Annotated in this window: 24 protein-coding genes; all 24 read right to left on the reverse strand. The window is 42.7% G+C overall.

Features of this window, described 5'->3' with window-relative positions; genetic code table 11:
• Nucleotides 1–167 precede the first annotated feature (167 nt).
• Nucleotides 168–1,067, reverse strand: a complete 900-nt coding sequence (locus IQ13_RS11915; RefSeq protein ID WP_144886602.1) for a glycosyltransferase family 2 protein — start codon at nt 1,065–1,067, stop codon at nt 168–170.
• Nucleotides 1,057–1,956, reverse strand: coding sequence for a putative nucleotide-diphospho-sugar transferase (locus IQ13_RS11920; RefSeq protein ID WP_144886603.1), 900 nt, complete (start codon nt 1,954–1,956; stop codon nt 1,057–1,059). Before IQ13_RS11920 ends, IQ13_RS11915 begins: the two co-directional genes overlap by 11 nt.
• Nucleotides 1,953–2,867, reverse strand: a complete 915-nt coding sequence (locus IQ13_RS11925; protein ID WP_144886604.1) for a nucleotide-diphospho-sugar transferase — start codon at nt 2,865–2,867, stop codon at nt 1,953–1,955. The genes IQ13_RS11920 and IQ13_RS11925 overlap by 4 nt, the downstream gene beginning before the upstream one ends.
• A 41-nt stretch (nt 2,868–2,908) precedes the next feature.
• Nucleotides 2,909–4,054, reverse strand: a complete 1,146-nt coding sequence (locus IQ13_RS11930; RefSeq protein ID WP_144886605.1) for an acyltransferase family protein — start codon at nt 4,052–4,054, stop codon at nt 2,909–2,911.
• Between the two features lie 35 nt (nt 4,055–4,089).
• Nucleotides 4,090–5,064: a hypothetical protein gene (locus IQ13_RS11935; protein WP_144886606.1), complete on the reverse strand. Its 975-nt coding sequence runs from the start codon at nt 5,062–5,064 to the stop codon at nt 4,090–4,092.
• On the reverse strand, nt 5,061–6,056 hold the full coding sequence (locus tag IQ13_RS11940; RefSeq protein ID WP_144886607.1) for a glycosyltransferase family 2 protein: 996 nt from the start codon (nt 6,054–6,056) through the stop codon (nt 5,061–5,063). The genes IQ13_RS11935 and IQ13_RS11940 overlap by 4 nt, the downstream gene beginning before the upstream one ends.
• 5 nt (nt 6,057–6,061) lie before the next feature.
• On the reverse strand, nt 6,062–6,892 hold the full coding sequence (locus IQ13_RS11945) for a glycosyltransferase (RefSeq protein WP_144886608.1): 831 nt from the start codon (nt 6,890–6,892) through the stop codon (nt 6,062–6,064).
• A gap of 1 nt (nt 6,893) precedes the next feature.
• The gene (locus IQ13_RS11950) at nt 6,894–7,607 is read right to left on the reverse strand and encodes a class I SAM-dependent methyltransferase (protein WP_144886609.1); all 714 of its coding nucleotides are present in this window, start codon (nt 7,605–7,607) and stop codon (nt 6,894–6,896) included.
• Nucleotides 7,608–7,629: 22 nt separating this feature from the next.
• Entirely contained in the window at nt 7,630–8,463 is an 834-nt protein-coding gene (locus IQ13_RS11955) for a sialate O-acetylesterase (protein ID WP_144886610.1), read from the reverse strand.
• 52 nt (nt 8,464–8,515) lie between these two features.
• A complete protein-coding gene (locus IQ13_RS11960) occupies nt 8,516–9,076 on the reverse strand; it encodes an acyltransferase (RefSeq protein WP_144886611.1) in 561 nt (186 codons plus the stop codon).
• A 23-nt stretch (nt 9,077–9,099) separates the two neighbouring features.
• Nucleotides 9,100–10,266 (reverse strand): glycosyltransferase family protein, encoded by a 1,167-nt coding sequence (locus IQ13_RS11965; RefSeq protein WP_144886612.1) that lies wholly within the window; start codon nt 10,264–10,266, stop codon nt 9,100–9,102.
• 1 nt (nt 10,267) lies between these two features.
• Nucleotides 10,268–11,377, reverse strand: coding sequence for a DegT/DnrJ/EryC1/StrS family aminotransferase (locus IQ13_RS11970; protein ID WP_144886613.1), 1,110 nt, complete (start codon nt 11,375–11,377; stop codon nt 10,268–10,270).
• A 97-nt stretch (nt 11,378–11,474) separates the two neighbouring features.
• Nucleotides 11,475–11,957, reverse strand: a complete 483-nt coding sequence (locus tag IQ13_RS11975) for an acyltransferase (protein ID WP_144886614.1) — start codon at nt 11,955–11,957, stop codon at nt 11,475–11,477.
• Entirely contained in the window at nt 11,938–12,951 is a 1,014-nt protein-coding gene (locus IQ13_RS11980) for a Gfo/Idh/MocA family protein (RefSeq protein ID WP_144886615.1), read from the reverse strand. The genes IQ13_RS11975 and IQ13_RS11980 overlap by 20 nt, the downstream gene beginning before the upstream one ends.
• Nucleotides 12,952–14,874: an asparagine synthase (glutamine-hydrolyzing) gene (asnB, locus tag IQ13_RS11985; protein WP_144886616.1), complete on the reverse strand. Its 1,923-nt coding sequence runs from the start codon at nt 14,872–14,874 to the stop codon at nt 12,952–12,954.
• Nucleotides 14,862–15,947, reverse strand: coding sequence for a glycosyltransferase family protein (locus IQ13_RS11990; protein WP_144886617.1), 1,086 nt, complete (start codon nt 15,945–15,947; stop codon nt 14,862–14,864). Before IQ13_RS11990 ends, asnB begins: the two co-directional genes overlap by 13 nt.
• Nucleotides 15,937–17,070 carry a non-hydrolyzing UDP-N-acetylglucosamine 2-epimerase gene (wecB, locus tag IQ13_RS11995; RefSeq protein ID WP_144886618.1) on the reverse strand — a complete coding sequence of 378 codons (1,134 nt, stop codon included), beginning with the start codon at nt 17,068–17,070 and terminating at the stop codon, nt 15,937–15,939. The genes IQ13_RS11990 and wecB overlap by 11 nt, the downstream gene beginning before the upstream one ends.
• 23 nt (nt 17,071–17,093) lie before the next feature.
• Nucleotides 17,094–18,377 carry an ABC transporter ATP-binding protein gene (locus IQ13_RS12000; protein ID WP_144886619.1) on the reverse strand — a complete coding sequence of 428 codons (1,284 nt, stop codon included), beginning with the start codon at nt 18,375–18,377 and terminating at the stop codon, nt 17,094–17,096.
• 103 nt (nt 18,378–18,480) lie between these two features.
• Complete coding sequence (locus IQ13_RS12005; RefSeq protein ID WP_158637382.1) at nt 18,481–19,437, reverse strand: glycosyltransferase family 2 protein; 957 nt, start codon at nt 19,435–19,437, stop codon at nt 18,481–18,483.
• Nucleotides 19,421–20,551, reverse strand: a complete 1,131-nt coding sequence (gene rffA, locus IQ13_RS12010) for a dTDP-4-amino-4,6-dideoxygalactose transaminase (RefSeq protein ID WP_144886621.1) — start codon at nt 20,549–20,551, stop codon at nt 19,421–19,423. The genes IQ13_RS12005 and rffA overlap by 17 nt, the downstream gene beginning before the upstream one ends.
• Complete coding sequence (locus IQ13_RS21605; protein WP_144886622.1) at nt 20,535–21,197, reverse strand: acetyltransferase; 663 nt, start codon at nt 21,195–21,197, stop codon at nt 20,535–20,537. Before IQ13_RS21605 ends, rffA begins: the two co-directional genes overlap by 17 nt.
• Entirely contained in the window at nt 21,178–22,116 is a 939-nt protein-coding gene (locus IQ13_RS12020) for a beta-keto acid cleavage family enzyme (protein ID WP_317129342.1), read from the reverse strand. The genes IQ13_RS21605 and IQ13_RS12020 overlap by 20 nt, the downstream gene beginning before the upstream one ends.
• Nucleotides 22,034–22,879 (reverse strand): hypothetical protein, encoded by an 846-nt coding sequence (locus tag IQ13_RS12025; protein WP_144886624.1) that lies wholly within the window; start codon nt 22,877–22,879, stop codon nt 22,034–22,036. Before IQ13_RS12025 ends, IQ13_RS12020 begins: the two co-directional genes overlap by 83 nt.
• Nucleotides 22,880–22,941: 62 nt before the next feature.
• Entirely contained in the window at nt 22,942–23,808 is an 867-nt protein-coding gene (locus tag IQ13_RS12030) for an ABC transporter permease (protein ID WP_144886625.1), read from the reverse strand.
• Between the last annotated feature and the right edge of the window lie 13 nt (nt 23,809–23,821).

The following is a 23,821-nucleotide window of genomic DNA, read 5'->3' on the forward strand; positions in this document are numbered from 1 at the left end:
ATCTATTTCTTTGTTGCAAGCGTAGCGCAGCAACCATTCGTGTCAATTAGTGTTCTTCGTGGTTAACAAATTGCAAGCACAGCGCCGCAATCAAATCTGCGCTAATCCTTTTAATCAGCGTCAACAGTGAATCTATTTCTTCCTTGCAAGCGTAGCGCCGCAATCACTTATATCTCCCTCCCCTCCCAAAACGCCTTCAATGCCCCTGCCGTTTGTCTCGTATAACCCACCCGTGGAAATGCACCGATTCGCTTTACAGTTGCAATAACCTTTTTCAAAAAAGACTGGTCTGTTTTCGAAACCTCCGACAAAAAATCCGTCCACTTTGTCTTCTGTATTTTATAATCACAAACAGCATGGATATTTTTAAATGCCGGCAGTCTGTAAATTTTTTCAATGATCTTCCGCTCCTCAACCGTAAACCGTTCGCTTAACGATTGTGTTTTCGAGTTTTCATGCAAACGAAAATGGACTAACAGATCATCCAGTTCTTTTACGTTGGGGAAACAATACAGGTAACGGATATACAGATCCCAGTCGAACGCATAATGAAACTGTTCATCAATACCACCGCATTGTTCAATCAACGCTCTCCGCATCCATACACCCGGCTGCACAAATTTTACACCCGGCTCCCAACACATCAATCCTTTTGCAGAGAGTCGTTGATTGGGAATAATCTCTTCTTCAGTAGTTGAAAAATTCCGCACCTTGCCAGCCACCATCTGCACCTGTTCATCAGCAAAAGCTGCGGCAATTTTGTGCAATGCTCCGGATTCTAAATAATCATCGCTGTTGAGCCAGTTGAAAATTTCGCCTGTACACAACTGTAATCCCTTGTTAATGGCATTGGCCTGACCCTTATCTTTTTCACTCACCCAATACGTAAAATGCTGTTGGTATTTTTTGATGATGTCAACCGAGTTATCGGTACTGCCACCATCAATAATAATGTATTCGAGGTTGGGATAGTTTTGATAAAGAACACTCTGTATGGTCTCTTCAATAAACTGCCCCTGGTTATAAGATGCGGTTACAATGGATATTTTAGGAAAGTTATTTGCCAAGGAATAATCGTTTAAGCTTTTTCATTATCCGTTGTTGCTGAAACTGAACATACCGCTTCATATCCTGCAATTCCAACAAAAGAATGCCCGATTTGCTGCGACCCATATTGCGGTAAAACCGAAGGATATCGTTTCGCAGCATTAACCGGAGCGATTTTGTTTCACTGCCCGCCCAATGCAAAACCGATGGATAACTGGCACCTGCACGCTGTAAATCAGCAAGTGTAATTTGATCAACTACCGGATATCGTATGCCAATTAAAAAATCGGCTTTGCCGATACTGATGCGCCCTGCTGCTTCCTGTTTAGGCAGCACATAATTTAAAATACCCTGGTCTACACAGGCAAAAATATCAGGCCGCTTAATTTCGGGGTATTCTTTCCAGTTAATTACATCTTCAAAATGCGCACGGGTTAACAAGCCCGTTGTTGCAATAAACTGACCTGTATTAAACGAATAGCCGGGAAAAGAAAAACCGGCATCCTGTTGTTGCAACAATTTATAATTAAAATAGCACTCGTTCATCCATTGTGCATAAGGCTCCGAATGAGGATCGGCCGAAACAACAAAATCCTGCGTAAATTTTTGCAGATAGTCGAGCACATAACCGGTAAATACTGTATCGGCATCTAATACCAGTACCCGTTCTTTTTTTTGTAAAAAAAAATATTCGATTTTTGAAAGCCCCCAGCCAAATTTTTTAATGGGCAAATCAATGATTTCAATCTGGTACTGCTTTTTTGCAAACGAAAAATCGGCTTCTCCTTTTGAAAAATCAAACACAACCGCAATGGGTATCTGCGGGTAATAATAGCGCACACTGGCCATACAGATTTCAGCAAGCCAGAAATCATGCTTATAGGTTGCAATAACTATTTTATCAATCATGCTTGGTGCTTTTTAAAAAACAAATAGCGGCTTATAAACTGCTTGATATAAAAAATGGCTGGCAGGCGTTTGTGGTAACACCACACCCATTTTACATACTGCTCTTCGTACACATAATCGGGCTTCATTTGTGCAGGGTGTTGCAGGGGCATGGACATTGCGGCTGTCGGTATATTCGCAGCAGGGTTTTCTGCTTCATGCGTATGTGTAGCATCAGCATCAAAGCCGATATTACTGACAAGGTTAACAGTCGGCACAATGGATAATTTGCGTTGTGTAAGCTGATGATAGATCCATTGCCAGTCCCACCACGTAATCGTTTCTTTCGTTACCGTTAAATCGAATTTATGCTGCCAGTACTTATACCAGTTAATATCGGTATCGAACAAAGCCTGGCGCATGTGTTGATATAAAAACCAAAGAGGCTGTTTTACCTGCTTCCATTCGCTTAAGGAATAATCAATGGACTGTGCACGATCGGCCCAGGTAGCCCAGCCCCACATATTCATAAACCGGCTGCAGGTATAACTGTTTCCATTGCTCAGTTGATACCCCAGATTTGAACCATTGATCGAAAGAATGCGTTGATCGTTGCGGTAACGTTCCAGCATAGCTTGCGCAAAACTGAAAAAATCAGGATGGGGCACACAATCATCTTCCAGAATAATGCCTTCGGGCTCCTGCGAAAAAAACCAGCTGAATGCAGTACGTGGACCTAAGCTGCAGCCCAGGTTCTGTTCCTGATACAACCGCTTTACGTCACAAGGCCAGTCAATGGTTTCGGTAACTGCTCTTGTTGCACGGCATTTCACTTCGTCGGTACTGTTACCCGGCCTTGCTGCATCGGCTGCAATGTACAACCTGGTAGGCTGAGCACGCCGTATAGCCTCAAATACTTTTTGTGTAGTCAAAGGCCTGTTGAAAATAATCAATAAAACGGCTGAAGTATTCATTACACTAATACAGAAAGCGAATGCTCCTCTTTAGTTTTAACCTGTGAAGGGAAGTACCTGTCTCGTAAATAGATAAATGGCATTTCAATAAGTTTAGAAAATGCAATCCCACAAACAATTGATAATAAAATATAAAGCACTTGTTGGTTTGACCATTTTAGATTTATTCCAACATAATCAAGTGTTTGCTTGCTTACGACCCACTCCTTTACAACGATATGCCACAGATAAATAGAATAAGAATATTTACCAGTTACAATTATTGGGCGCATAAAACGACTGGTTCCCCAGTTAAAATGAATCGCCGTAATAAGCAAATAACCAAAAGCCCACGAATTAGTTAACAAAAGAAAAACCACACCCCATTTTGTCGAACGCCCGAAATATATAGATAGTATAAGTAAGAAAAAAAACAATGGAAGTAAAATCGCCTTATACGATACAAAACGCTTTATTACCGCTGGTTTATACATCGAAACATAAGAAAGAAGTACGCCGAAAAATAAGGCATCGATCCGTAAATGAGTCATTGCAGAATTAAGTTCGTATTCGCTATCATACGCTATGAAATTATAATAGAACCTAAAAAATAAACAAACCAGCAAAAGCAATAGATATGCGAAAGCAATTACTTTAAAATTCAGCTTGTAGTACTTTGTAGTTATATACAAAAACCCTGCAAATAACAGATAAAAATGTTCTTCGATAGCAAGCGACCAGGTATGCCCCCAAACGCCATTATAATAATTTTGTATAAACAACAGTTCATATAGATAATTAGTACCAGTTACAACCACTGCACCGTCTGAGTGTAAATTTAAAAACGTCTTTGCCAGGCAAGTAACAATAAGCAGAAACCAGAAAGCCGGATAAATTTTAAAGCCGCGGCGTATCAAAAACATTTTAGTACTAATAGCACCAGTACGTCTATATTCTGTAAATAATAACGAAGAAATCAAATAACCACTCAAGACATAAAACAAATCCACCCCCATCCAACCACCCAAATTGAGCGGATAAAATATTTGGCCTAAAAGCTTGGAAGGCAACCAATTTATATGCGTAATAATTACTAATAAGATAGCAATTCCTCTTAAGAAATCAATACTTGCATTTCGATTAGTTATAGACTGAATTGGCCTCATTATTGAAAACTTAAAAATGCTTTTTATTCTTTATTCTACCAATAACAACCACCTTCTACTTTCTTTGCCTCCGGCACCAGTTCTGAAACATCAGGTCGTATCCAATAATCATTATATAATGGCGCAATGGCTGGGTGGTCATCCCAACGTTTCCCTTTTATTCCAAACAATATCTGTGTTGCGCCGCCAATATGAATAGCTATTTTCCCTTTCTCCTTTACATAAGCCGATAATGGTAATCCATAGGAGCCTGCCCCGACAATAGCAACGTCAAAATCTGTTGCGTCTATTTGATCTTGCATAGAAGCAAGTGCATCAAACCAATTGGAAAATTCTGTTTTAGTACCTGCTATTGATTGCACAGCCGTAATGGTTTTAAGCTCAAATGCAGGTAAAACAGATTTGTCATTAAACAAATGTTCCCTATTTGCAAATTGATTAATAATTGATTTAGTAAAAGGATGAATTACAAGTACCTTTTTCCCTTCTAATGCTCTCGACCACGGGTTAGTGAAAAAATAAGGTTCAAGCGCCTGCGGATCATAAGCTGCAGCATTGGCACAATATTTTTTTATCAGGAAGGTTTCGCCAGGCACAAAACCCCAAATACCAATAGCATCAATTTTTTTTACCTGTTCAATATAAAATGCAGCAAAGCGTTCAAGCATTTCATCTGTTGTTGGAAAAAAACCAACAAGATCCTGAAGGTCAGTTTTTACGTCTGTACGCCAGGTAGATACAGAACCGGTAAACTTAGCATGCAGCGTAGGGAGTACCCCTTTCTTTCTTGAATCCTGCAGTTCTAAGTAATTTAAAAGACATTTTGATTCAGGAGTGCCAAACCTGCTTACCATTGCCGGTTTACCTGCCAGAATAAGATCATAAATCATTCGATTGCTGCTTTCTGCATTCTGCACAACATCTGTATATACCGCATGCACTCTTTGATTCGCAGAAATACCAAAGCGACGATACAAAAATCGACCACCCTTATAAAATAAATTGCTCATCGGTGATTAATTAGTTTTTCAAAAAGACGAAGCAAAGATGGTTTATGAAAACCACCTGCTAAAACCCTCGCATTATACATACCCACTGTTGCTGCAAATTCGAGTAGAGAATTCTTTAAAGGGAGTATGTTTTTTATTCTCAGGTGTGAATATATTGCAACTAATAATTCCTTATTAGTAACTGGCTTTACAGGTATTGCAGCATCAGAAAAAATCTCATTAAAAGCCTTAATCTGGCAACTGCTTAATGCATATCTCAGTCTCAGCAAATATGAAAGCTTGGTCTTTGTATTACTTATTACATGTTCCAGATTCAAATTTTCTGAACATCCAACTGAATGCCCAAATTTTAAACAACAGTATATAATTTGTACATCTCCTGCACTATTTAAACTATACCCGGTTCGGTCGCTTGAAGTAATAGTTCCCTCATTTATTAATTCTAAATATTGTCCAAATGCATTTTTTTCAATGCACATACTTGATCCGGGTGGATAAAACTCTTCGCCTTTGATATTACAACTGTAATTGACTCCACTAAAATTACGTTCCTGAAACAATGGCCTAAGACTATGTAAAAAGCGTGTTTCCTTTTGGTTTTTAAAAACAACCTGAATTTTCCCAGCTCCCCAACACTTGACTCTTGGATACTTCACAGAAAGTATTGCTAATTCATTCAAATAATCATTCCCAGGTAAATTGTCATCATCAACAAAAATCAACCAACTATACTTAGCTTTTTGGTAGCCTGCTATTCGTGCAAAAGTTAAACCGGGTTTATTTTCCCGTACAAGTTGAAGGCTTTTATTAGTGATTACAATTTCATTCAAAAATTCATTCTGTTGAAGTTTAGGAGTTGAATTATTGTCAACAATAATCAATTCCGATTCAACATTACTGTGCTGCATAATTGATAGCAGGTTTGTAACCACATCTCTAAACATTGTCTGATCAGGATTGTGGGTGCAAACAATAAAAGAAAAACCTTGCATATGTTTTACAGATACTTCCGGGCTAAGAGATTATAGGTTGTGTTCTTTGTACGAACAACTTCAATATTCAAATGCTTAAGATATTTATCCCATGAAGCAGACTCCCATAAGTGATGGACATATGCATTGCGGAAAACAGTTGATTTTTCGAATAGCAGCTGAAGACCGGTTGCATTGTGAATTGGATAATGAAATGCAAACGGACTGATTTTATGTACTATTTCAGGATGTTCTTTGCTAAGCCTGTAAGGAACTAATACCGAATGTTCTCCCCAGTAATGATCATTCCCGTTAGAACGGAATGTTTTATACGATTCGAGCCAATGCTCAATGAAAGGAGCCCCCGGTTCAGCAAGCATTACTGCATTACAAAGTCCTGCTATATTTACACGAAAAGGTCTTAAAGTAGCATGTCTGATCATTTTTTTCACCTTCTCCTTAAGCGTATACTCAACTGGCTGTTCAAGCTCCTGTCCAATAGCAAAACTATGTTGTCTAAAGATGTCTAACGGTTTAATACTTATGGTATCTACATCCAGATAAATTCCCCCTGTCTTATACAAAGCCTGCAGGCGTATGATGTCTGCTTTATGTGCTACATGAAAAAGCTTATTTCCATGAATTTCAGACGGAGCTTCTACCTTATTAAGCGTCATCTGTCCTTTAATCATATCCCAGTATTCGCCGGATGGTTCATACTGATAATGAAAAATTACATCATCAGGTTTATTCACAATAATTGCTGAACGGATTGCCATGTAATGGGAGAAAGAGAAAGGCTTTCCTCCGAAGTTTTCACTTAGGCCAAAAATAAAATGCAAAACATTAGGAACCATTCTAATTCTCAATTAATGATGTTCGTATAAATGAATTAGAAAACCCTTCATGTGAAGGATCGATTTCAAGAAGAACCGATGCTTTATAGTTAAAGGGAGCTTTATCAACGTAAACTCCGGAGTTTTGAATTAACCGGATATCCCAATTCGAATTCATATCAATATTCGGTTCTACAGTCTTATCTGCTGGTATGTGTTCAGAAACAATAACATACTTATACTGCTTACACTTTTCTAAAATAATTTTTATATTATCATTAGAGAGATGTTGTAATACTTGTCTGATTAGACATAACTCAGCAGAAGGCAGGGCATCATCAACAGCATTAATACATAGAAACTTTACGTTTTTTGCACCGAAGGCTTTATTGTTTCTTTCTATTAAAGCAGGTACAATATCAACACCAACATAATCAATGCTAGTTTTATCAATTAAATTTCCAACTCTAAAATCTCCACAACCTAAATCTACAACTGACTTAATTCCTTTTTCTTTAATAAAACCATTAATCAATTCAATATATGGCGCTGTAACATTCTCGTCGCTGCCAGGTCCAGAATAAAACTCTCCCTTATCACCTCCCCATACATTATCGGAATACACGTAACTGAATATTTTTTTTAAATCCCCTGTCGACTTTACAATTTCTCCTTTGGGGATCTTTCGAATTTCGTAACCGAATGACTTGAAAACTTTCTTAATTAGTTGCTTCATGAATTCTTAATCTTTAAAAAACTTATTTTTTTAATGCCCTGTAAACATTAAAATATCTTCTGCCCAATTCTCTCTGTCCTGCTGCATTAAAATGAATGTCGTCAACTGTATTATCGGGTTTTGTAATAATAAACGGTTCCCTTGCACTGGCATACCCCGTACGGGAAACTCTTTCGGGCGTTTCACTTATTACAGAATCAGTAATTTTTCGGTCGTTACGTTGGCTTACCCAATAAGAAACCAGCCCTCCCAGAATAAACGGAATAGAATCTCCTGTACTACCTGCTACATCTCTCCGCATATTTACAATCATGCGATCTAACATACCTGCGTAATCCCGGCCCCAGTACACATCACTTTCACCTTGATGCCATAAAAAAGCACGCACTTTACTGCCGGGGTACTTTTCTAGCACATATTTAATACGTCGTACAATATCGTTATACAAGGTATCGCCTTTATTCCATTCACGGTTTCGGAACGAACTGCCGTCTTTTGCACCCGGTATCAAAAGCACTTGTCTGTTGCCCTCCCAGTAATATTGTAAATACTTCAATGCAAAAGTCATTGCAAACCCGTTTCGTCCATTGGCTAAAGTGTGGTGCTCCAGCGGATCTCTCGCAGCAATAATTTTGTAATTATTGCTGTCAAAACGTCCAAGTTGTTGAATGCGGGGGTCCGTTACATCAATTTCATAATCCAATCCAAAACCGTTGTAAGCATTCGATTGACCGATTACGGGAAAAATATCGTACGCAATTACAGGATTATTTTCAAGACTGTTTTCTGTACGCTGGCAACCTGCAACCAGCAGGATGCAGAAAAGTAAACAGTTCAGGTGAGTCAAACGTTTCATGCGGTTGGTATTAGTTCAATGGATATAGATAAGTTGCTTAGAGCTTTAGCTGTCAGCGTTGTTTGATAATTTTTGCAGGAGATCCAACTGCTATACTGTAAGGAGGTAAATCGGTCGTAACTACACTGCCCGCACCAACAATACAACCATCGCCAATGGTTACACCTGCTAACACTTTCACATCGGCACCCAGCCAAACATCGTTGCCAATAACTATTGGCTTTGCAATATCCGGCTGCAGTCGTATTAACGCATCAGGCGCTGCAATCGTATGATTAGCTGCAATTATTTTACAGCCCATCGCTATGAGGCAGTCATTACCAATCGAAATATTACCATGCCCGTATAACACACAATAAGGACCCAGAAAAACATTGGCACCAATGCTGATTTCACCACCAAAACAATCCAGCACACATCCCTTGCTTAATTTAGCACCGCTTAACAGGGCAATTTTGCCGGGCTTTATGCCAAAAAAAGTGGGTGTTAATCGTAACGCCACATCTTCTTCAAATAAACAATCCGCAGCTATACGGATACCCTGTAATTTCCACAAACGTATTTGCCTTTTGTGCAGGTATTGTTTGAATGTATGGATAATAAGATGTAGCATAAATAAACCGAAGTAAATGCTTTTCAGGAACGTTTTTTCAGCAGGGCTGCCGCAATCTCCTTTATCATAGGCCCGAGCATGCGTTTGCTGCTAAAATGCTCGCTGGCAAAAACATACCCGTTGCGGGCAATGGCTTCCCGTTCTTCTTCATGCAGAAGATAATGGGTAATCATGGTAGAACAATCCGCTTCTGTTGTGAAAGTTTTAAGCGTATTGGCCTCTTCCAGGAAACGGATATTCTCAGCAAACCTTGTTAACAAAAAACTGCCGGCACCCATCACTTCTTTAATTCGCATATTCAACGCCTTGTTATTGGCGGTATCTACATAATCGTTAACGACAATTTTCGATCGCCGGTACACCTCGTACATTTCTTTGCCTGCTACAATACCCTGCCAGCTTTTCACCAAATGAGGAAACGAATCGAGTAATGGGCCCTTGGGTCCCCACCATTGAAAAGGATGTTGGGCAGCAATCGCTTCCATCAGCAATGTTTTCTGCATTTGTTCCTTTGTACCCAGTAAACCAACAAAGCTTACCCCAATATCTTTGGCCACCGATTTATGGGCTTCTTCAATAATACCGTATTCAAAGAGCGAAGAAGCAATCCCGTTGATACGGAAAAAGGCATCATACTCAGGTATGATCGTATAGATTAGATCGGAATGCAGCGGACTCCAGTTTACCGGGTGAGCAATATTGCAACCAATTAATGTAACAACAAGGTGGTTTTTCTTTAATTCACGAAACAAAACATTGTTAACCTGTGCGGGCTCACGCAGAAAAATCACATCGGGTTTATAGTACGCAACCGCTTCTTGTATCAGCACATCGTTAAGAATCTGTGCACGCACTTCCTTTCGTGTTACAGCCGCCACCAAATCCTGTAAGGGCACATGATAAAACATCCTGCGCTTTGCAGAAGACAGCAACTGAAAAAACGAAGGCTTGATCCCTGTTTCGGCCTGCAGCTTTTGCCTGTACAGCAAATCCTGATTGTAAAAATCAATGACCTCCCAGCCTGCCTTTTCAAATGCTTCACTGATGACTTCACCGTAAGCAATCTGCTGCGAATGGATCCATTGTACATATTGTTCCAGCGAACAGCCTTGAATATAAGCACTGTCTCTTTCCTGTATTTGCCGGAAATAAGCATCGGGGTAAAGCAGGTCAAATTTTAATATCCGCATATCAGCCGGTAACTTGTTTTACAGCCGCACTCACATACGCAATAGCTGCTTCCGTTAATTCTGCAAACATGGGCAGCGAAATAATTTTTTCTTGAAACGAAGCCGCTACCGGAAAATCGGCAGGAGTATACCCGTTTTTGGCATAACAGGGTAAAAACGGCAAAGCCCTGGGGTAATGGATAGCTGTTTCAATACCTTGCTCTTTCAGCCGGGCCGATAATTCAGTGCGGTTGGCAACCTGTATTACATACAGGTGAAATACATGTTGCGATTGAGGCCTTACCTGTGCCGTTACAACCGCACTGTTTTGAAACAAGCTGTCATACTGCGATGCGTGAGCAATACGCTGCAGGGTCCAGCCCGGTAAAAAGGGAAGCTTTGCAGAAAGCACTGCTGCCTGCAATCCATCCATACGGCTGTTACGGCCTTCAATCACATGGTTATGTTTGCCTTGTTGCCCATGATTGGCAATCATGCGGCAAATTGTTGCAATCTGTACATCATTGGTCGCTATTCCACCCGCATCGCCATACGCTCCCAGATTTTTCCCGGGGTAAAAACTGAACGAAGAAGCGTGGCCGATCGTTCCTGCCATCCGGCCCTTATACAGGGCTCCATGTGCCTGCGCACAATCTTCAATTACCCACAAATCATAACGTTTGGATAGCTCCATCACAGGATCCATGTCAACTACCTGCCCGTATAAATGAACAGGAATAATAGCCTTTGTTTTGGCCGTAATCGCTGCTTCAATTTTCGAGGGGTCGATGGTATAATACACAGGATCAATATCAACAAATACAGGCTTGGCCCCCACTGCAGAAACGACTTCCGAAGTAGAAATCCAACTCATGGCAGGCACAATTACCTCGTCATCCGGACCTACTCCATAGGCTTTTAAAAGAATCTCAAGCGAATCGGTTCCGTTTGCACAGCTGACCACCGTTTGTACCCCAAGATAGGCTGCAAACGCTTTTTCAAATTCCTGAACAAAAGGATTATTGCCGCCGATAAATGCAGTTTGCTCCATTACAGCCTGCATCGCTGTGTCAATTTGCGGGCGGATGCTTTGATATTGGGCGCTTAAATCAACAAAGGGTATTTTTTTCATGCGCTAAGTATTATTTGATTTTGGCCGCATGTTATTCGCCACAATAAAATTTTCATTTCCGGTTGGTAAGAAAATGAATAGTTTATTATGCCTCATTTCATGAAAGACTTCTTATTTTTTTTGCCGGGTTACCGGCATAGATACCGGGTTCGTTTATATCCTTGGTAACAACTGCTCCCGCACCAATAACAACTCCATCGCAGATGGTTACTGGCAAAATTGTGGCATTACTGCCAATGGAAACATGGTGGCCGATATGGGTTGCTTTCCATTGCGAGGCATCACCACCCGCAGGTTTACCGGTTTGAAAAAGATCATTGACAAACATGACACCGTGACCAATAAAACAATGATCACCAATGGTTACCAACTCGCAAATAAAACTATGCGATTGGATTTTACAATAGGCGCCAATGAGTACGTTCTTCTGTATTTCAGTAAAGGGTCCAACAAAGCTATGGTCGCCAATACTGCAACCATAAATATTTACAGGCTCTACAACTGTAACCTGTTCGCCAAACCGCACATTCACGATGCCGGCCTGCTTTAACTTCGGGCTGTCAGAGATTGGCTGCTGCATATATTTTTTGAATAATTTCAACGGTTTTCAAGCCCTCAAATGCACTGGTGGTAATACTCCCGCCTTTTTCCAATACTTCAATCACATTATCGTAAACAAGGTCATGATTACTCATCGACCCTACATACGTGCCGTAATTATTCGGCTTATTCCCCTCGGGCAGATCTTTAATTGTATATCCCTCAATTTGTTGATACTCGAGCTCGTTCAGGTATTGACCGCCGATTTTTACAGTCCCTTTTTCGCCGAAAATCGTAAGCGAACCTTCCATGTTTTTTTCAAAACTGTTCACGGTATAATGAACAGTGCCCAGTGCTCCATTACTGAAACGTAGCAACACAACACCGGTATCTTCAAACTCAATGATGTTAGTATGATGATAATTCTGCATCATGGCTTTCACTTCATCAATATCCCCGATCATCCAGTACAACAGGTCAATAAAATGACTGAACTGGGTATATAAAGTTCCCCCATCCAGCTTCTTTGTTCCTTTCCATGAATTAGCGTAGTACGCTTCATTCCGGTTCCAGAAACAATTGAGTTGTACACTGTAAATTTTCCCGAGCTTTCCTTCTTCAATGATTTTTTTTACAGCTGCTACCGGTGGATTATACCTGTTTTGTTTAATGGCAAAAAGCCGGCGGTTGTTTTTTTCAGCAGCCTGCAGCATATTGCCGCAATCGGCAACGGTAAGGGCCATTGGTTTTTCGCATAACACATGTACGCCTGCATGTAACGCTTTTATGGAATGTTCAGCATGTAAACCATTCGGTGAACAAACAGACAATACATCAAAGGAAGCACTTTCCTTCAACAGGTCGTCAATAGAATAAAATGCTTTGGCACCATACGCTGCTGCAAGTGCATCAGCACGCTCAGGCACAAGATCACATACAGCGGTTAAACGGGCCTTCTTGCCAATATGTTCTGCATGACGTTGGGCAATACGACCACAGCCGACAATTGCAAACCGCAATTGAGATACATTCATTTAGGTTGATTTATAATTGAATAAAATATGGGCGTTAATAAATGGCCATACTCGGAAACACTCTGGCTCTGTCCAGTTGTTTTGTTTGTACTTTTTCTCAGCAAAGTCGAGAATATTTTTACCATTCCAGTAAGGACTGTTTCTAAAGGCTGCAGAGTGGAGCTCATCACGAATGAATTGCTTTAAATCCCCTTTATACCAGCTTAACAAAGGCGCATTAAACCCTGTTTTTAACTTCCTTGTTCTGATCTCTTCGGGCAATACATCCTTCATGGCATCTCGTAAAATGCGTTTCGTAAAGCCATTGCCCAGTTTACTTTTCATAGGTAGTGAAAAAACATAACTCACCAGGCGGTAATCCAGAAAAGGCATACGTACTTCAATCCCGTTCCGCATAGCCCCCAAATCAAAATTGCGGAGAATGGTCGGGAGAGCAGTGTAATGGAAGGCTTGATACAGTCCGGCTTCCGAACCCTTGAATGAAGAAGGAATCTGAAAAGGAATTGAAGAAAATTCCTGCAAAAGTGCAGGATCAACCCACCACTCCGATTGTGCAGCCGCTTGCAGTTTGCGACGTACCCGCTTTATCTGCCTGGTTAAAAACGACTCGTCAGGACTGCGAAATTCTTTTTCTTTTTGCAAACGTTGAGGCTCGGGCAGCATACGCATATACGTATCTAAAAGATCTGCGGCATAAACTTCATCTTTTTCCTGCCTGGCATATTGAAATGCTTCGTATACATTGTATGAATAACCATACAGCATCTCGTCCACACCATGCCCATCCATTGAAACAGTTACGCCGTTTGCCTTCATGGTACCATAAACACCATCCAGGATCATTAACGGTGTTGAATAAACAACATCATAGTCTTGCACCGATTGAATGAGCCGGTCTGTTAAACCATGCGGCGTATCCATCATATCAAAGAAAACGCCTGTTCCGCCTGTATGCGCCAAAACTTTTTCAGCATACACCCGCTCATCTTGCTCGGTACCCGGAAATACAGCCACAAAAGCTCTTTGCCAATCGGCCGGCAAACGGTAGGTATCCTGTTGGCCCCGCATCAGTTTATGAATCGTTGTATACACGGCCGACGAATCAAGGCCGCCGCTTAAAGCCGAACCGATACTAACATCACTGCGCAGTCGTAAACGTACGGCATCTTCAAATAATTCTCTGAACTCACGAACCTGTTCTTCGTAATCTTCCGGTACTGTTGTTAAGTGTGCAGATGTATCCCACCACTGTGTTTCATTAACCTCGCCGTTTGACCGGATACTTAAAAAATGACCCGGTCGAACTTGCAGAATATCTGAATAAATAGTTTTGCCGGTTCCTTCCAGCATCCATGGATTTTGTATGGCAACACTCAAACAGGCAGTATCTGCTTGTCGTTCGAATCCCTGCAGATATTTAAATTGAATTGTTTCAGAGCCAAATACAAATTGTCTGTCCTTTTCATGATAAAAATACAAGGGCTTTATCCCGAAACGGTCCCGTGCAATCCATAATTCACCAATACGTTCATCCCACAAAGCAAAGGCCCAAAAACCATTAAATCGGTTCAAACAGTCTTTACCCCACGCATGATAAGCAGCCAGCAACACCTCAGTATCCGAATCAGATTGAAAGAAGTAACCTTTTAGTTTTAATTCCTCTCTTAACTCAGCAAAGTTGAAAATCTCACCGTTGAACACAACAGTCAACAACCCATCTGCATAATGCATCGGTTGTGCACCTTGCGCAGATAAATCAAGAATGGATAATCTTCGGTGACCTAACCCGATGTGGCCATCCTGGTGAATCCAACAGCCTTCACCGTTAGGCCCGCGATGGGCAATTGCATCGGTTAAATGCTTTATCTCAGAACGCTCAACTTTTTTTGTACCAAATCGGATAATACCTGCTATTCCGCACATAAGTTTATTCCGGCTTTTAAAAAATCCTGATCAATGGCCCTATACTGCGACTCCCACGTAAATACATCCGGAGAAATAGCCGCAAGTTGTTGCCTGATTAGAGTGTAATGCTTTGTTACATCCTTTGCCTTTTCAAAGCAATCATGCCAGTTACCTGCTTCAAAAAGGGTGATAATACCCGGGTAACGCTCACTTAATTCTACAAGGTAAGGTAATCGTGCAGCTAAAACAGGCTTGCCATTTGCCAGGTAGTCAAATATCTTCAAGGGAGCGCAAAGCTCATCATTTACTGTAGTCGGAAAATACCAGGCCAAACCGATATGGATATGTTCAATAAAAGAACAATATTGTTCAGGTGGAATGTTACCGACATAAGTAAGAGCCTCTTCTTTTAACATCGCATCTAAATATTCATTACGTCCGCCGCTTAATACAAAATCAATTTGTTCCGCCTGAAGTGCTTTTCCAAGAACAGGGAACTCTTCTTGCTTACGGCCATACCAGAACGACCCGCCATAAAACAAACGATAACGGCCGTCTTGAAGCTGCTCCACAAAAGAACTGCTGACCGTTTTGTTGTACCCTGCCAGCGATTTGTTTTCGATGAGCGAATACAGAACCTTGTCCAGGTTTCTATGAAACTGTTGAAAGAATTGAATGCGTTGGGCATTTGGCACAATCACCAGATCTGCAGCCGTAAGAATTGCCTTTTCTGCTTCGGCCTTTTGCTGCCGGTAGAAGGGTTCCTCAGAAGCTGCCGGTATTTCATGCGAAAAAATCTCATGTGCATCATACACAAACCGGATGAAAGTGTATTTTTTCAGAAAAACCGCTGCCATCCCGGATGCCAGGTCATTGGCATGAATAAAAAATATACCGTTTCGTAAAAGGAACGACACTAACGAAACAAATTCCTTGAGCTTTCGCTTTCTGTCGGCATAATAAATATTCCAGTTTACATGCAATGAAAAAAACTTTATACCACGGTTTTCATAGTAATGCTTCCAGCGCAATTGCATCGGGTGATCGGCTGGCCAGTTCGAAGTAAGAAACAAAACCCGTTTATGCCTCATGTGTAAAATAACGGGTTAATAAATCGGCAATTTGTTCCGAAGCTGTGCCATCCCCGTATGGGTTAACACTTTTCGACATGCGTTCATAACTGTCAGCATCTTCCAGTAAACGGGAGGTTTGTTCAATGATCATTTCAGAGGATGTTCCTACCAGCTTGGCTGTTCCCGCAAGTATACCTTCTTCACGCTCAGTTACATCCCGCATCACCAATACAGGTTTGCCCAGAGAAGGCGCCTCTTCCTGCACACCTCCCGAATCCGTCAGCACGAGGTAGCTTTGTTGTAACAACCAGATCATTTGCTCATAACTCACAGGTGGAATCAGGTGTACATTTTTAATTGATCCGAGCATCCGGTAGACAGGTTCCTGTACATTCGGATTTAGGTGTACAGGATACACAATCTGAACAGCAGGGAAGCGATGTGCCAGGTAGGTGATCGCTTTACAGATATTATCGAAACCATCACCAAACGATTCCCGCCGGTGGCCGGTTACTAGAACAACCCGTTCGCCGGATTTACAAAAAGAAAACGCATCACGAAAATCCAGTGCCCGCTCTTCAATAATTTTTAACCCCATAAAAAGTGCATCTACAACTGTATTACCTGTGAGGTATACATGTTGCGCAATACCCTCTGCCTGAAGATTTGTTCTGGCCCGGTCAGTTGGTACAAAGTGTAAGGCAGCTATGGTGCCGATCAGTTTACGGTTAATCTCTTCCGGAAAAGGAGAGTAGATATTATTACTGCGTAGACCTGCTTCCAGGTGTGCTACTGGAACTTTTTGATAAAAGGCAGCCAAAGCACCCGCAAAGGCCGTAGTGGTATCACCTTGTACAATAACCAGATCAGGTTTTTTTTCTGCAATAACAGGCGATAATTTCGAAAGTATAACAGATGTAAGTGTACTGAGATTCTGATTCGGCTGCATCACATCTAAATCCACATCAGCACGGATTGCAAAAAAAGAAAGTACTTGTTGAAGCATCTCCTTATGTTGCGATGTTATACAAACCGTAAGATCAAACATCGGATCTTGTTGCAGCCTCTTGATCAGTGGTGCAAACTTGATAGCTTCTGGCCTTGTACCAAAAACAACCAGAATTTTTTTTGTTAATGCCATAGTGGAAACGCTTGAGTTAAATCTTAAATACGCTCGTAATCACTCCAGGGTAAACCTAATCGCAGTACACCCGGCCAGGGCCCCTTATATAAACCTCTTACTGTATCCTCATTATCCGAATCAACAGCCTCAAAAAACAAGGTTTCCTTCTCAACTACACTTGCTATAAGTGGGTCGAAAAAAGTAAGATGAACTAAAACACTGAACTTCCCTTCAGCCAATGTCTGTGCAGGTATAAGCAGTTTCTTTTTGTATAACCCCTTTAAAAGTTTGTTAGGTCTCCAATCACATCGATCAAATAAACATAACTCTTCCAGGTTATAGACATTGATGCCGGGAATAAGATTTTCTACATCTTCAAGTAATCGGAAGGTTACTTCAATTTCACAACCTTGGTTAATGTCTACCACATTTACACTTTCTCCCCCCTGCAAAATCCTGCAGGCTAAAAGTCGTACAAGATGATCGCCGGGCGACTGCTCTTCGCTCCATACCCGCTCTCCCAGATGCGAATCATGGCCTTCAAGATATTGTTTAATAACTGCGTCGGGAGTTCCGGTTGTTTCTACACTTCCTTTACTAAGTAAAACAGCTGAGTTACACAATTGTGTAACAGCAGCCATATTATGACTTACAAAAAGTACAGTTCTGCCTTCCTTTACACTCACATCCTTCATCTTCCCCAGGCATTTTTTTTGGAACTCAGCATCACCTACGGCCAGCACTTCATCTACAATCAAGATCTCCGGCTCAAGGTGAGCAGCTACAGCAAAAGCCAAACGCACATACATGCCGCTGCTGTAACGTTTCACAGGTGTATCAATATAGCGTTCCACACCGGCAAAGGCAACAATCTCATCAAACTTGCGGGTAATCTCCTGTCGGGTCATACCCAGGATCGCACCGTTCAGGTAAATATTCTCCCTCCCGCTCAGTTCGGGATGGAAACCGGTACCCACTTCCAGCAAACTGGCCACCCGTCCTTTGATTTTAATACTGCCCGTAGTGGGTGCCGTAGTGCGGCTCAGCAATTTCAGCAGGGTACTTTTACCTGCACCGTTACGGCCGATAATGCCCAATACCTCACCTTGCTTTACTTCAAAGTTAACATCCCGCAAGGCCCATACATATTCACTGTTACCGCTGGTAGTGCGGTCGTTGGTTTCACCTATTTTCAAATACGGATCTTCCTTGCCACGCACTTTATGCCACCAGCGGTTCACATCATGGCTGAGGGTACCCGTACTCACCTGCCCCAAACGGTATTGCTTGCTCAGGTTGTCTACTTTAATAACTGTATTGCTCATATGTAGAAACTCGTCGGTACGGGCGTTGCCCGTCAGACGGATAGTTTTAAATAGTCATTAAAAAAAGATCGCACAAGCTACAGCCCTGCTGCCGGCATTTTGCTCAACTGCTGCGTTGATACAACAGCTTCCTGTTCCAGAAATCAATAAAAAATTTCCAGTCGCCCGATTGTTGTACATAGCCTGTAACCATTCTGATACAGCTCAACAAATACCGGATATTAAAATGCCGCAGGTTGTATTTAACGTTAACACGGCTGGCAATAAGGATGCGTTTACGGGTTGTTTGCACACAATTACCTCTTAACACGTTGTATAATAAAAGGGCATTGATTAATGTTGTGCGATGAAAGCGCCGTATACTTTTTTCACTCCGCATGTTGGCTCCATGAAAACGGTAACCCACCGGCAATGTTGGCACATAGCCCATGTAACTGTTGCAGCTTAAGGTGGCCATTAAAAACAAATCGAGTGCCGGCGCCTGCCAGATAGCGGGTTGCTGCAAAAGATCAGCAATGGCCGCATACTCAAACATCAGCGAACTGGTAACAGGACAGTTAAAGATCAAATCATCGGGGTTCAGATTCCGGCGGATTGCACTGGTAACATCATGCAAAAATGCTCTGTTCGCATCTACATCATGCGCATCGGTAAAAATAATTTTACAATCCGGGTTGGCGTTAAAAAACTGTTTTGCCTTTTGCAGTTGTTGCACATCGGTATAATAATCATCTCCATCCAGCCAGGCAATATACTGTCCGCCTGCCGTCTTAAACGTTTCAACAAGGTTGTACCGGTTAACATTCACATCGGCTGAAAGTATAGGCCTGTTTTTGCGGCTGCGATAATAGTAACGGATGCGGTGAGGGTGTGCCGCTGCATACTGTTGGCAGATAGCACTGGTTCCGTCGGTCGACCCGTCATCACCAATAACCAGCTCCCAATCAAAATCAGTTTGCTGCATCAGTACACTTTCGATGCACTGTGCAATATAGTTGGCCTGGTTGTACGTAACCGTACAAACAGAAATAAGGGGCCGTATATCAGTAACGTTCTCCAAAAAAAGAATAAATGGCTGTAATCACCTGTTGCTGTTCTTCGCTGCTCAATTGTGTATGCAGGGGCAGACGAACAAGTCGTTGTTCAAACGCATCGGCATGGGGCAAACAAACAGCAGAATATCGCTTATGGGCAAAAGGCGATTGGTGCAGAGCCGGGTAATGAAACATTGCCTGTATCTGTTGTTGTTGTAAAAATGCAATCATCCGGCTTTGTTGTTCCTTGTCGGCAGTCAGCACATAAAAAATATGTGCGTTGTGCCTGGCATAAGCAGGTATAACCGGTAGTTGAAGCAGGCCTTTTTCGGCCAATGGCTGTAAGGCGTGGAAATAGTGTTCCCAGAGCCGTAAACGTTGTTCGTTAATACTGTCTGCCCGCTGCAACTGACTGTACAGCAGCGCTGCCCCGATTTCAGAAGGAAGATAATTTCCTCCCTGCCCGGTCCAGGAAAACGAAGATGTTTCCCGCCTTAAAAAAGCTGCTTTATTGGTGCCGTTGTAACGCACAATTTCGGCCGCAGTTGTCAGCTCCTGCCGGTTAATAAACAAAGCACCGCCTTGTAAACAGCTGATATTTTTCTGGCTCCCGAACGAGAGGGTTCCAAGATCGCCCAATGTACCGAGGTACCGGCTTTTGTATTGGGCACCGATGCAATGAGCCGCATCCTCTATAACAGGAATGCCTGTTTCCGTAGCAAGTGGAAGAAGGGCGTCCATATCACAGGCCACACCGCCATAATGCACAACTACAATGGCCTTTGTCCGGGCTGTGATTTTTTGCCGGATGCTGTCAATAGCCACATTCGGATGGGTGGCAGTACTGTCGGCAAACCGAAGAGTGGCACCGGCTTTTGCAAAGGGTGTTACCGTTCCCACATACGTGTATGACGGAACAATCACTTCATCGCCCGGTTGCAGCTGCAGGATAAGTGCAGCCATTTCAAGCGCAGCTGTACAGCTGGGGGTAAGAAAAACGTTGCTTTGATACCTTTTATTGAACCAGTTTTCGCAGGCAATAACAGCCTCGTTGAACCGGCCTTGCTGTAGCTGCTGCAACGCTTCTTGGATGTATTGTTCATCGCCTGCTGTAAAAGCGGGTTTAGACAACAAGATCATCTGCTGATAGCTCTTTTACGGGTTTACAGGGGTTGCCAAAAGCAACAACACCCTCTGGAATATCTCTGGTAACAACACTGCCGCCGCCGATGATACAGTTACGGCCGATCTTTACCCCGTCGAATACCACCGTCCCCATACCAAGCATAGTTCCGGCACCGATTGTACAAAAGCCGGCGATATGTGTTCCCGGCATAATGCTGCAAAATGGCTCAATAGTAGTATGATGGCCAACACTGGATTGCCGGTTGAGAAAAACAAAATCACCCAGTTGGCTATGAGCCGATACGACCACACCGGGCTCAATATAAATGCCCTTACCCATGTTTGCCGTTGAAGCAATGCTTGCGTTGGCCGAAACAAGATTCACCCACGCATCGCTTTCCCGTAACTGCGGAAGAAAATGAGCAACAATCTTTTTTCTGGTTTTGGGCTTGCCTGCTCCCAATACCAGTTGCGCAGGTGCCTGGCGTTGGGCAAATCCTACTTCATCCGTTTCATTTAATTCCACCAATGCATTTTGATAAGGATACTGGGACGGTACAGTTTGATTGTTGACAAGCACGGCGGTTGTAAACCCCAGCTGTCCGATGGTTTCCAGTAAAAAAGACAGGTAGCCTTCGCTTTTACCGAGTATGTAAAACATGATTATAAAAACCTTTTTCGCCCAATACACGGGAGGGCATTACCTTCCGCTCATGCAGCCCCAACAGTTGATGGATGCGCTGCAACAATGCAAGATTACTGGCAGAGATACTGCGGTCTCTGTCGAACCAGGTATTATCTTCCAGTCCAACCCGTACGCCGTAACCCGCTGCAATGGCAATAGCATTAACACGGAGCTGGTTGGCACCGATGCCTCCTAATGCGATAAAATGCGGTACAGCAGAGTGGCTGTTAATTTCACGGATGGCATTCCCCATCTGTGTTAGCTCGGCCTGCATTCCGGCAATATTGCCAAACAACAAGTTCCAGTAAAAAGGTCCTTGTATCAATTTCTTGTCAATCAGGTATTTTCCGTAATTGATCATACCCATATCAAAACATTCCAGCTCGGGATGCACCCCGTACTTCACCATCTTCTCGGCCAGTGCCTGGATCATATCAGGCGCATTCACAGAGGCCTGCTGTAAAAAATTAAGCGAGCTGAGTGTCAGCGAACACAGATCGGGTTGCAGTTCAATCACAGCCGAACGTTCTTCAAATGTTTTGGCATTACGGCCCGAAGTAGTCAGGCAAAGCAACAGATCAGGACAATGCTTCCGGATGCCTTCCATAATAGCTCGGTAGACCTCCGGATTGCTGGTCGGGCTTTCATCAGCATTGCGGGCATGCAAATGAGCGATAGTAATACCAACCTCATAAGCAGCATGCACCTCCTCCACAATTTGATGTACCTGTACGGGCACATGTGGCGTTTCACGGCTGGTAGGCACCATACCGGTAGGACAAAAATTTACTATACAATCAGGCACAAAAGAATTATAGGTTTGCAGCAGCAAATCTGCTTCTGCGGATAACACTTTGCTTTGAAAATCGCCTGTAACTGAATACACAAAATACACAGTAAGCAACAATCATCAGCTTAAACCAGGCAGCATACATATTCAGCAGATAAGGTCGTATACTCACGCCATGGGCTCTTTCTTCGCCTAAAAGCAAAGCCAGGCTGCGGTACATCAGCTTGCCGGCCACCGGAATTTTCTCCCAGTTGGCATAACGGATATCCTCATAATTAAAAGCACTGTTGTAATCAGCTGGTACAAGCTGGCTGTAAGCCGGCCATTGTTGTTTGATCTCAGCAAAATCGGCCCAGCCTCCGTCTTTCTTACTGGGGAAGGTTAACAGAAACAAGGGATCAATAACAGCCCAACGTTCCTGTTCCGGTAAAAAAACTTCTACAATAATATGCCCGCCATACAATCCGTTCACTTTCATCTGACCGATCCGCACCTTGTAACCCGACAGTTGCAGCGAACGGCTCAGCACTTTCGAAAAGCCGCCGCAGGCCCCATGCCCGTACATCAGGTCTACCCCAACCGAATTAAACAGCTTGTTTTTAAAACTCAGTTGCTCGCTATTGTTAAAGATCGCCAACCGGTCATACATCATGGTATGAATCGTCTGCATCAGATGACGGATATAAACGGTGTCGTTGGGTACTTGCGGCTGATTGGCCCGGGTAGCCCGGATAATATTAAAATAGATCGTATCCTCATGCTGGCGCTCCAGGTATAAAAACCCGATGGTAAGCAGAAACAAAACATGCAGCAGTAAGTGCCTTGGACTGTGATAAATGCCGGTAAAATAAGCAACGATTTTTTTCATGCGGTTTATTCGACTCATACTTCCTCGTAAGGTTAAATGAGCGGATCAACAACAGGCAAAAATCAGACCGTATCCATAAACGTCCGTTCTACCTTGCTGAACAGGAATGCACCGATGACAAGTACCACCAGCATAAACAACGCACTGTAACCTAACGACGGCAAGTTAAAGCTGCCCGTGTGAAATAATGCGTAACGGAAGCCTTCAACTACAGCACTTAAGGGGTTCCATATAACAAATCCTCCGTATTTACTCGCAGTTAAAAACGATAAAGGATAGGCAACTGGGGTGGCATACATCAGCAGCTGTACCGCAAAACTGATCAGCACGGTAAAATCCCGGTACTTGGTGGTAAGCGATGAAATGATAATACCCAACCCTAACCCGATCCCCGCCATCAGCACCACAATAACCGGTATAAGTAAGCTGTGCCAGCCGAACTGCAGCGGTTCGTTTTTAAACATGGCAAACCATAGCATGGCCACAACCAGTAAGCCGAACTGAATACCCAGCTTCACGATGTTCGACAGTACCACACTCAACGGCAACACCAGCCTCGGAAAATAAACCTTTCCGAAAATATGGGCGTTGGCCACAAACGTATTGGAAGTAGCAGTTAAACACGATGCAAAATAGTTCCAGATGGTAATGCCGCTCATATAGAACAAAATGGGTTCAATGCCATCGGTTTTGATACCTGCAATGGAATGAAACACCAGCAAAAACGTAAGCGTGGTTAATACCGGCTGAATGATATGCCATACCGGCCCCAGCACCGTTTGCTTGTACTGCGCCACAAAATCCCTGCGCACAAACAGCACCAGCAGATCTCTGTACCGCCACACCTCTTTCAGATTCAGATCAAACAAACCCGCCTGCGGCTTGATCTCTAAATCCCAATGTTCTGTTGTATCGTTCAAATGACTCATAAGTAATTAATAG

Origin of the sequence: Lacibacter cauensis (assembly GCF_007830055.1) — a bacterium.
GTDB classification, from domain to species: Bacteria; Bacteroidota; Bacteroidia; order Chitinophagales; family Chitinophagaceae; genus Lacibacter; species Lacibacter cauensis.

Excerpts from the sequence above, each read along its gene's own strand:
- IQ13_RS11920 (WP_144886603.1), bottom strand. The coding sequence starts at position 1,956 with ATGATTGATAAAATAGTTATTGCAACCTATAAGCATGATTTCTGGCTT.
- IQ13_RS11930 (WP_144886605.1), bottom strand. The coding sequence starts at position 4,054 with ATGAGGCCAATTCAGTCTATAACTAATCGAAATGCAAGTATTGATTTC.
- IQ13_RS11935 (WP_144886606.1), bottom strand. The coding sequence starts at position 5,064 with ATGAGCAATTTATTTTATAAGGGTGGTCGATTTTTGTATCGTCGCTTT.
- IQ13_RS11940 (WP_144886607.1), bottom strand. The coding sequence starts at position 6,056 with ATGCAAGGTTTTTCTTTTATTGTTTGCACCCACAATCCTGATCAGACA.
- IQ13_RS11945 (WP_144886608.1), bottom strand. The coding sequence starts at position 6,892 with ATGGTTCCTAATGTTTTGCATTTTATTTTTGGCCTAAGTGAAAACTTC.
- IQ13_RS11950 (WP_144886609.1), bottom strand. The coding sequence starts at position 7,607 with ATGAAGCAACTAATTAAGAAAGTTTTCAAGTCATTCGGTTACGAAATT.
- IQ13_RS11955 (WP_144886610.1), bottom strand. The coding sequence starts at position 8,463 with ATGAAACGTTTGACTCACCTGAACTGTTTACTTTTCTGCATCCTGCTG.
- IQ13_RS11960 (WP_144886611.1), bottom strand. The coding sequence starts at position 9,076 with ATGCTACATCTTATTATCCATACATTCAAACAATACCTGCACAAAAGG.
- IQ13_RS11965 (WP_144886612.1), bottom strand. The coding sequence starts at position 10,266 with ATGCGGATATTAAAATTTGACCTGCTTTACCCCGATGCTTATTTCCGG.
- IQ13_RS11970 (WP_144886613.1), bottom strand. The coding sequence starts at position 11,377 with ATGAAAAAAATACCCTTTGTTGATTTAAGCGCCCAATATCAAAGCATC.
- IQ13_RS11975 (WP_144886614.1), bottom strand. The coding sequence starts at position 11,957 with ATGCAGCAGCCAATCTCTGACAGCCCGAAGTTAAAGCAGGCCGGCATC.
- IQ13_RS11980 (WP_144886615.1), bottom strand. The coding sequence starts at position 12,951 with ATGAATGTATCTCAATTGCGGTTTGCAATTGTCGGCTGTGGTCGTATT.
- asnB (WP_144886616.1), bottom strand. The coding sequence starts at position 14,874 with ATGTGCGGAATAGCAGGTATTATCCGATTTGGTACAAAAAAAGTTGAG.
- IQ13_RS11990 (WP_144886617.1), bottom strand. The coding sequence starts at position 15,947 with ATGAGGCATAAACGGGTTTTGTTTCTTACTTCGAACTGGCCAGCCGAT.
- wecB (WP_144886618.1), bottom strand. The coding sequence starts at position 17,070 with ATGGCATTAACAAAAAAAATTCTGGTTGTTTTTGGTACAAGGCCAGAA.
- IQ13_RS12000 (WP_144886619.1), bottom strand. The coding sequence starts at position 18,377 with ATGAGCAATACAGTTATTAAAGTAGACAACCTGAGCAAGCAATACCGT.
- rffA (WP_144886621.1), bottom strand. The coding sequence starts at position 20,551 with ATGATCTTGTTGTCTAAACCCGCTTTTACAGCAGGCGATGAACAATAC.
- IQ13_RS21605 (WP_144886622.1), bottom strand. The coding sequence starts at position 21,197 with ATGTTTTACATACTCGGTAAAAGCGAAGGCTACCTGTCTTTTTTACTG.
- IQ13_RS12025 (WP_144886624.1), bottom strand. The coding sequence starts at position 22,879 with ATGAAAAAAATCGTTGCTTATTTTACCGGCATTTATCACAGTCCAAGG.
- IQ13_RS12030 (WP_144886625.1), bottom strand. The coding sequence starts at position 23,808 with ATGAGTCATTTGAACGATACAACAGAACATTGGGATTTAGAGATCAAG.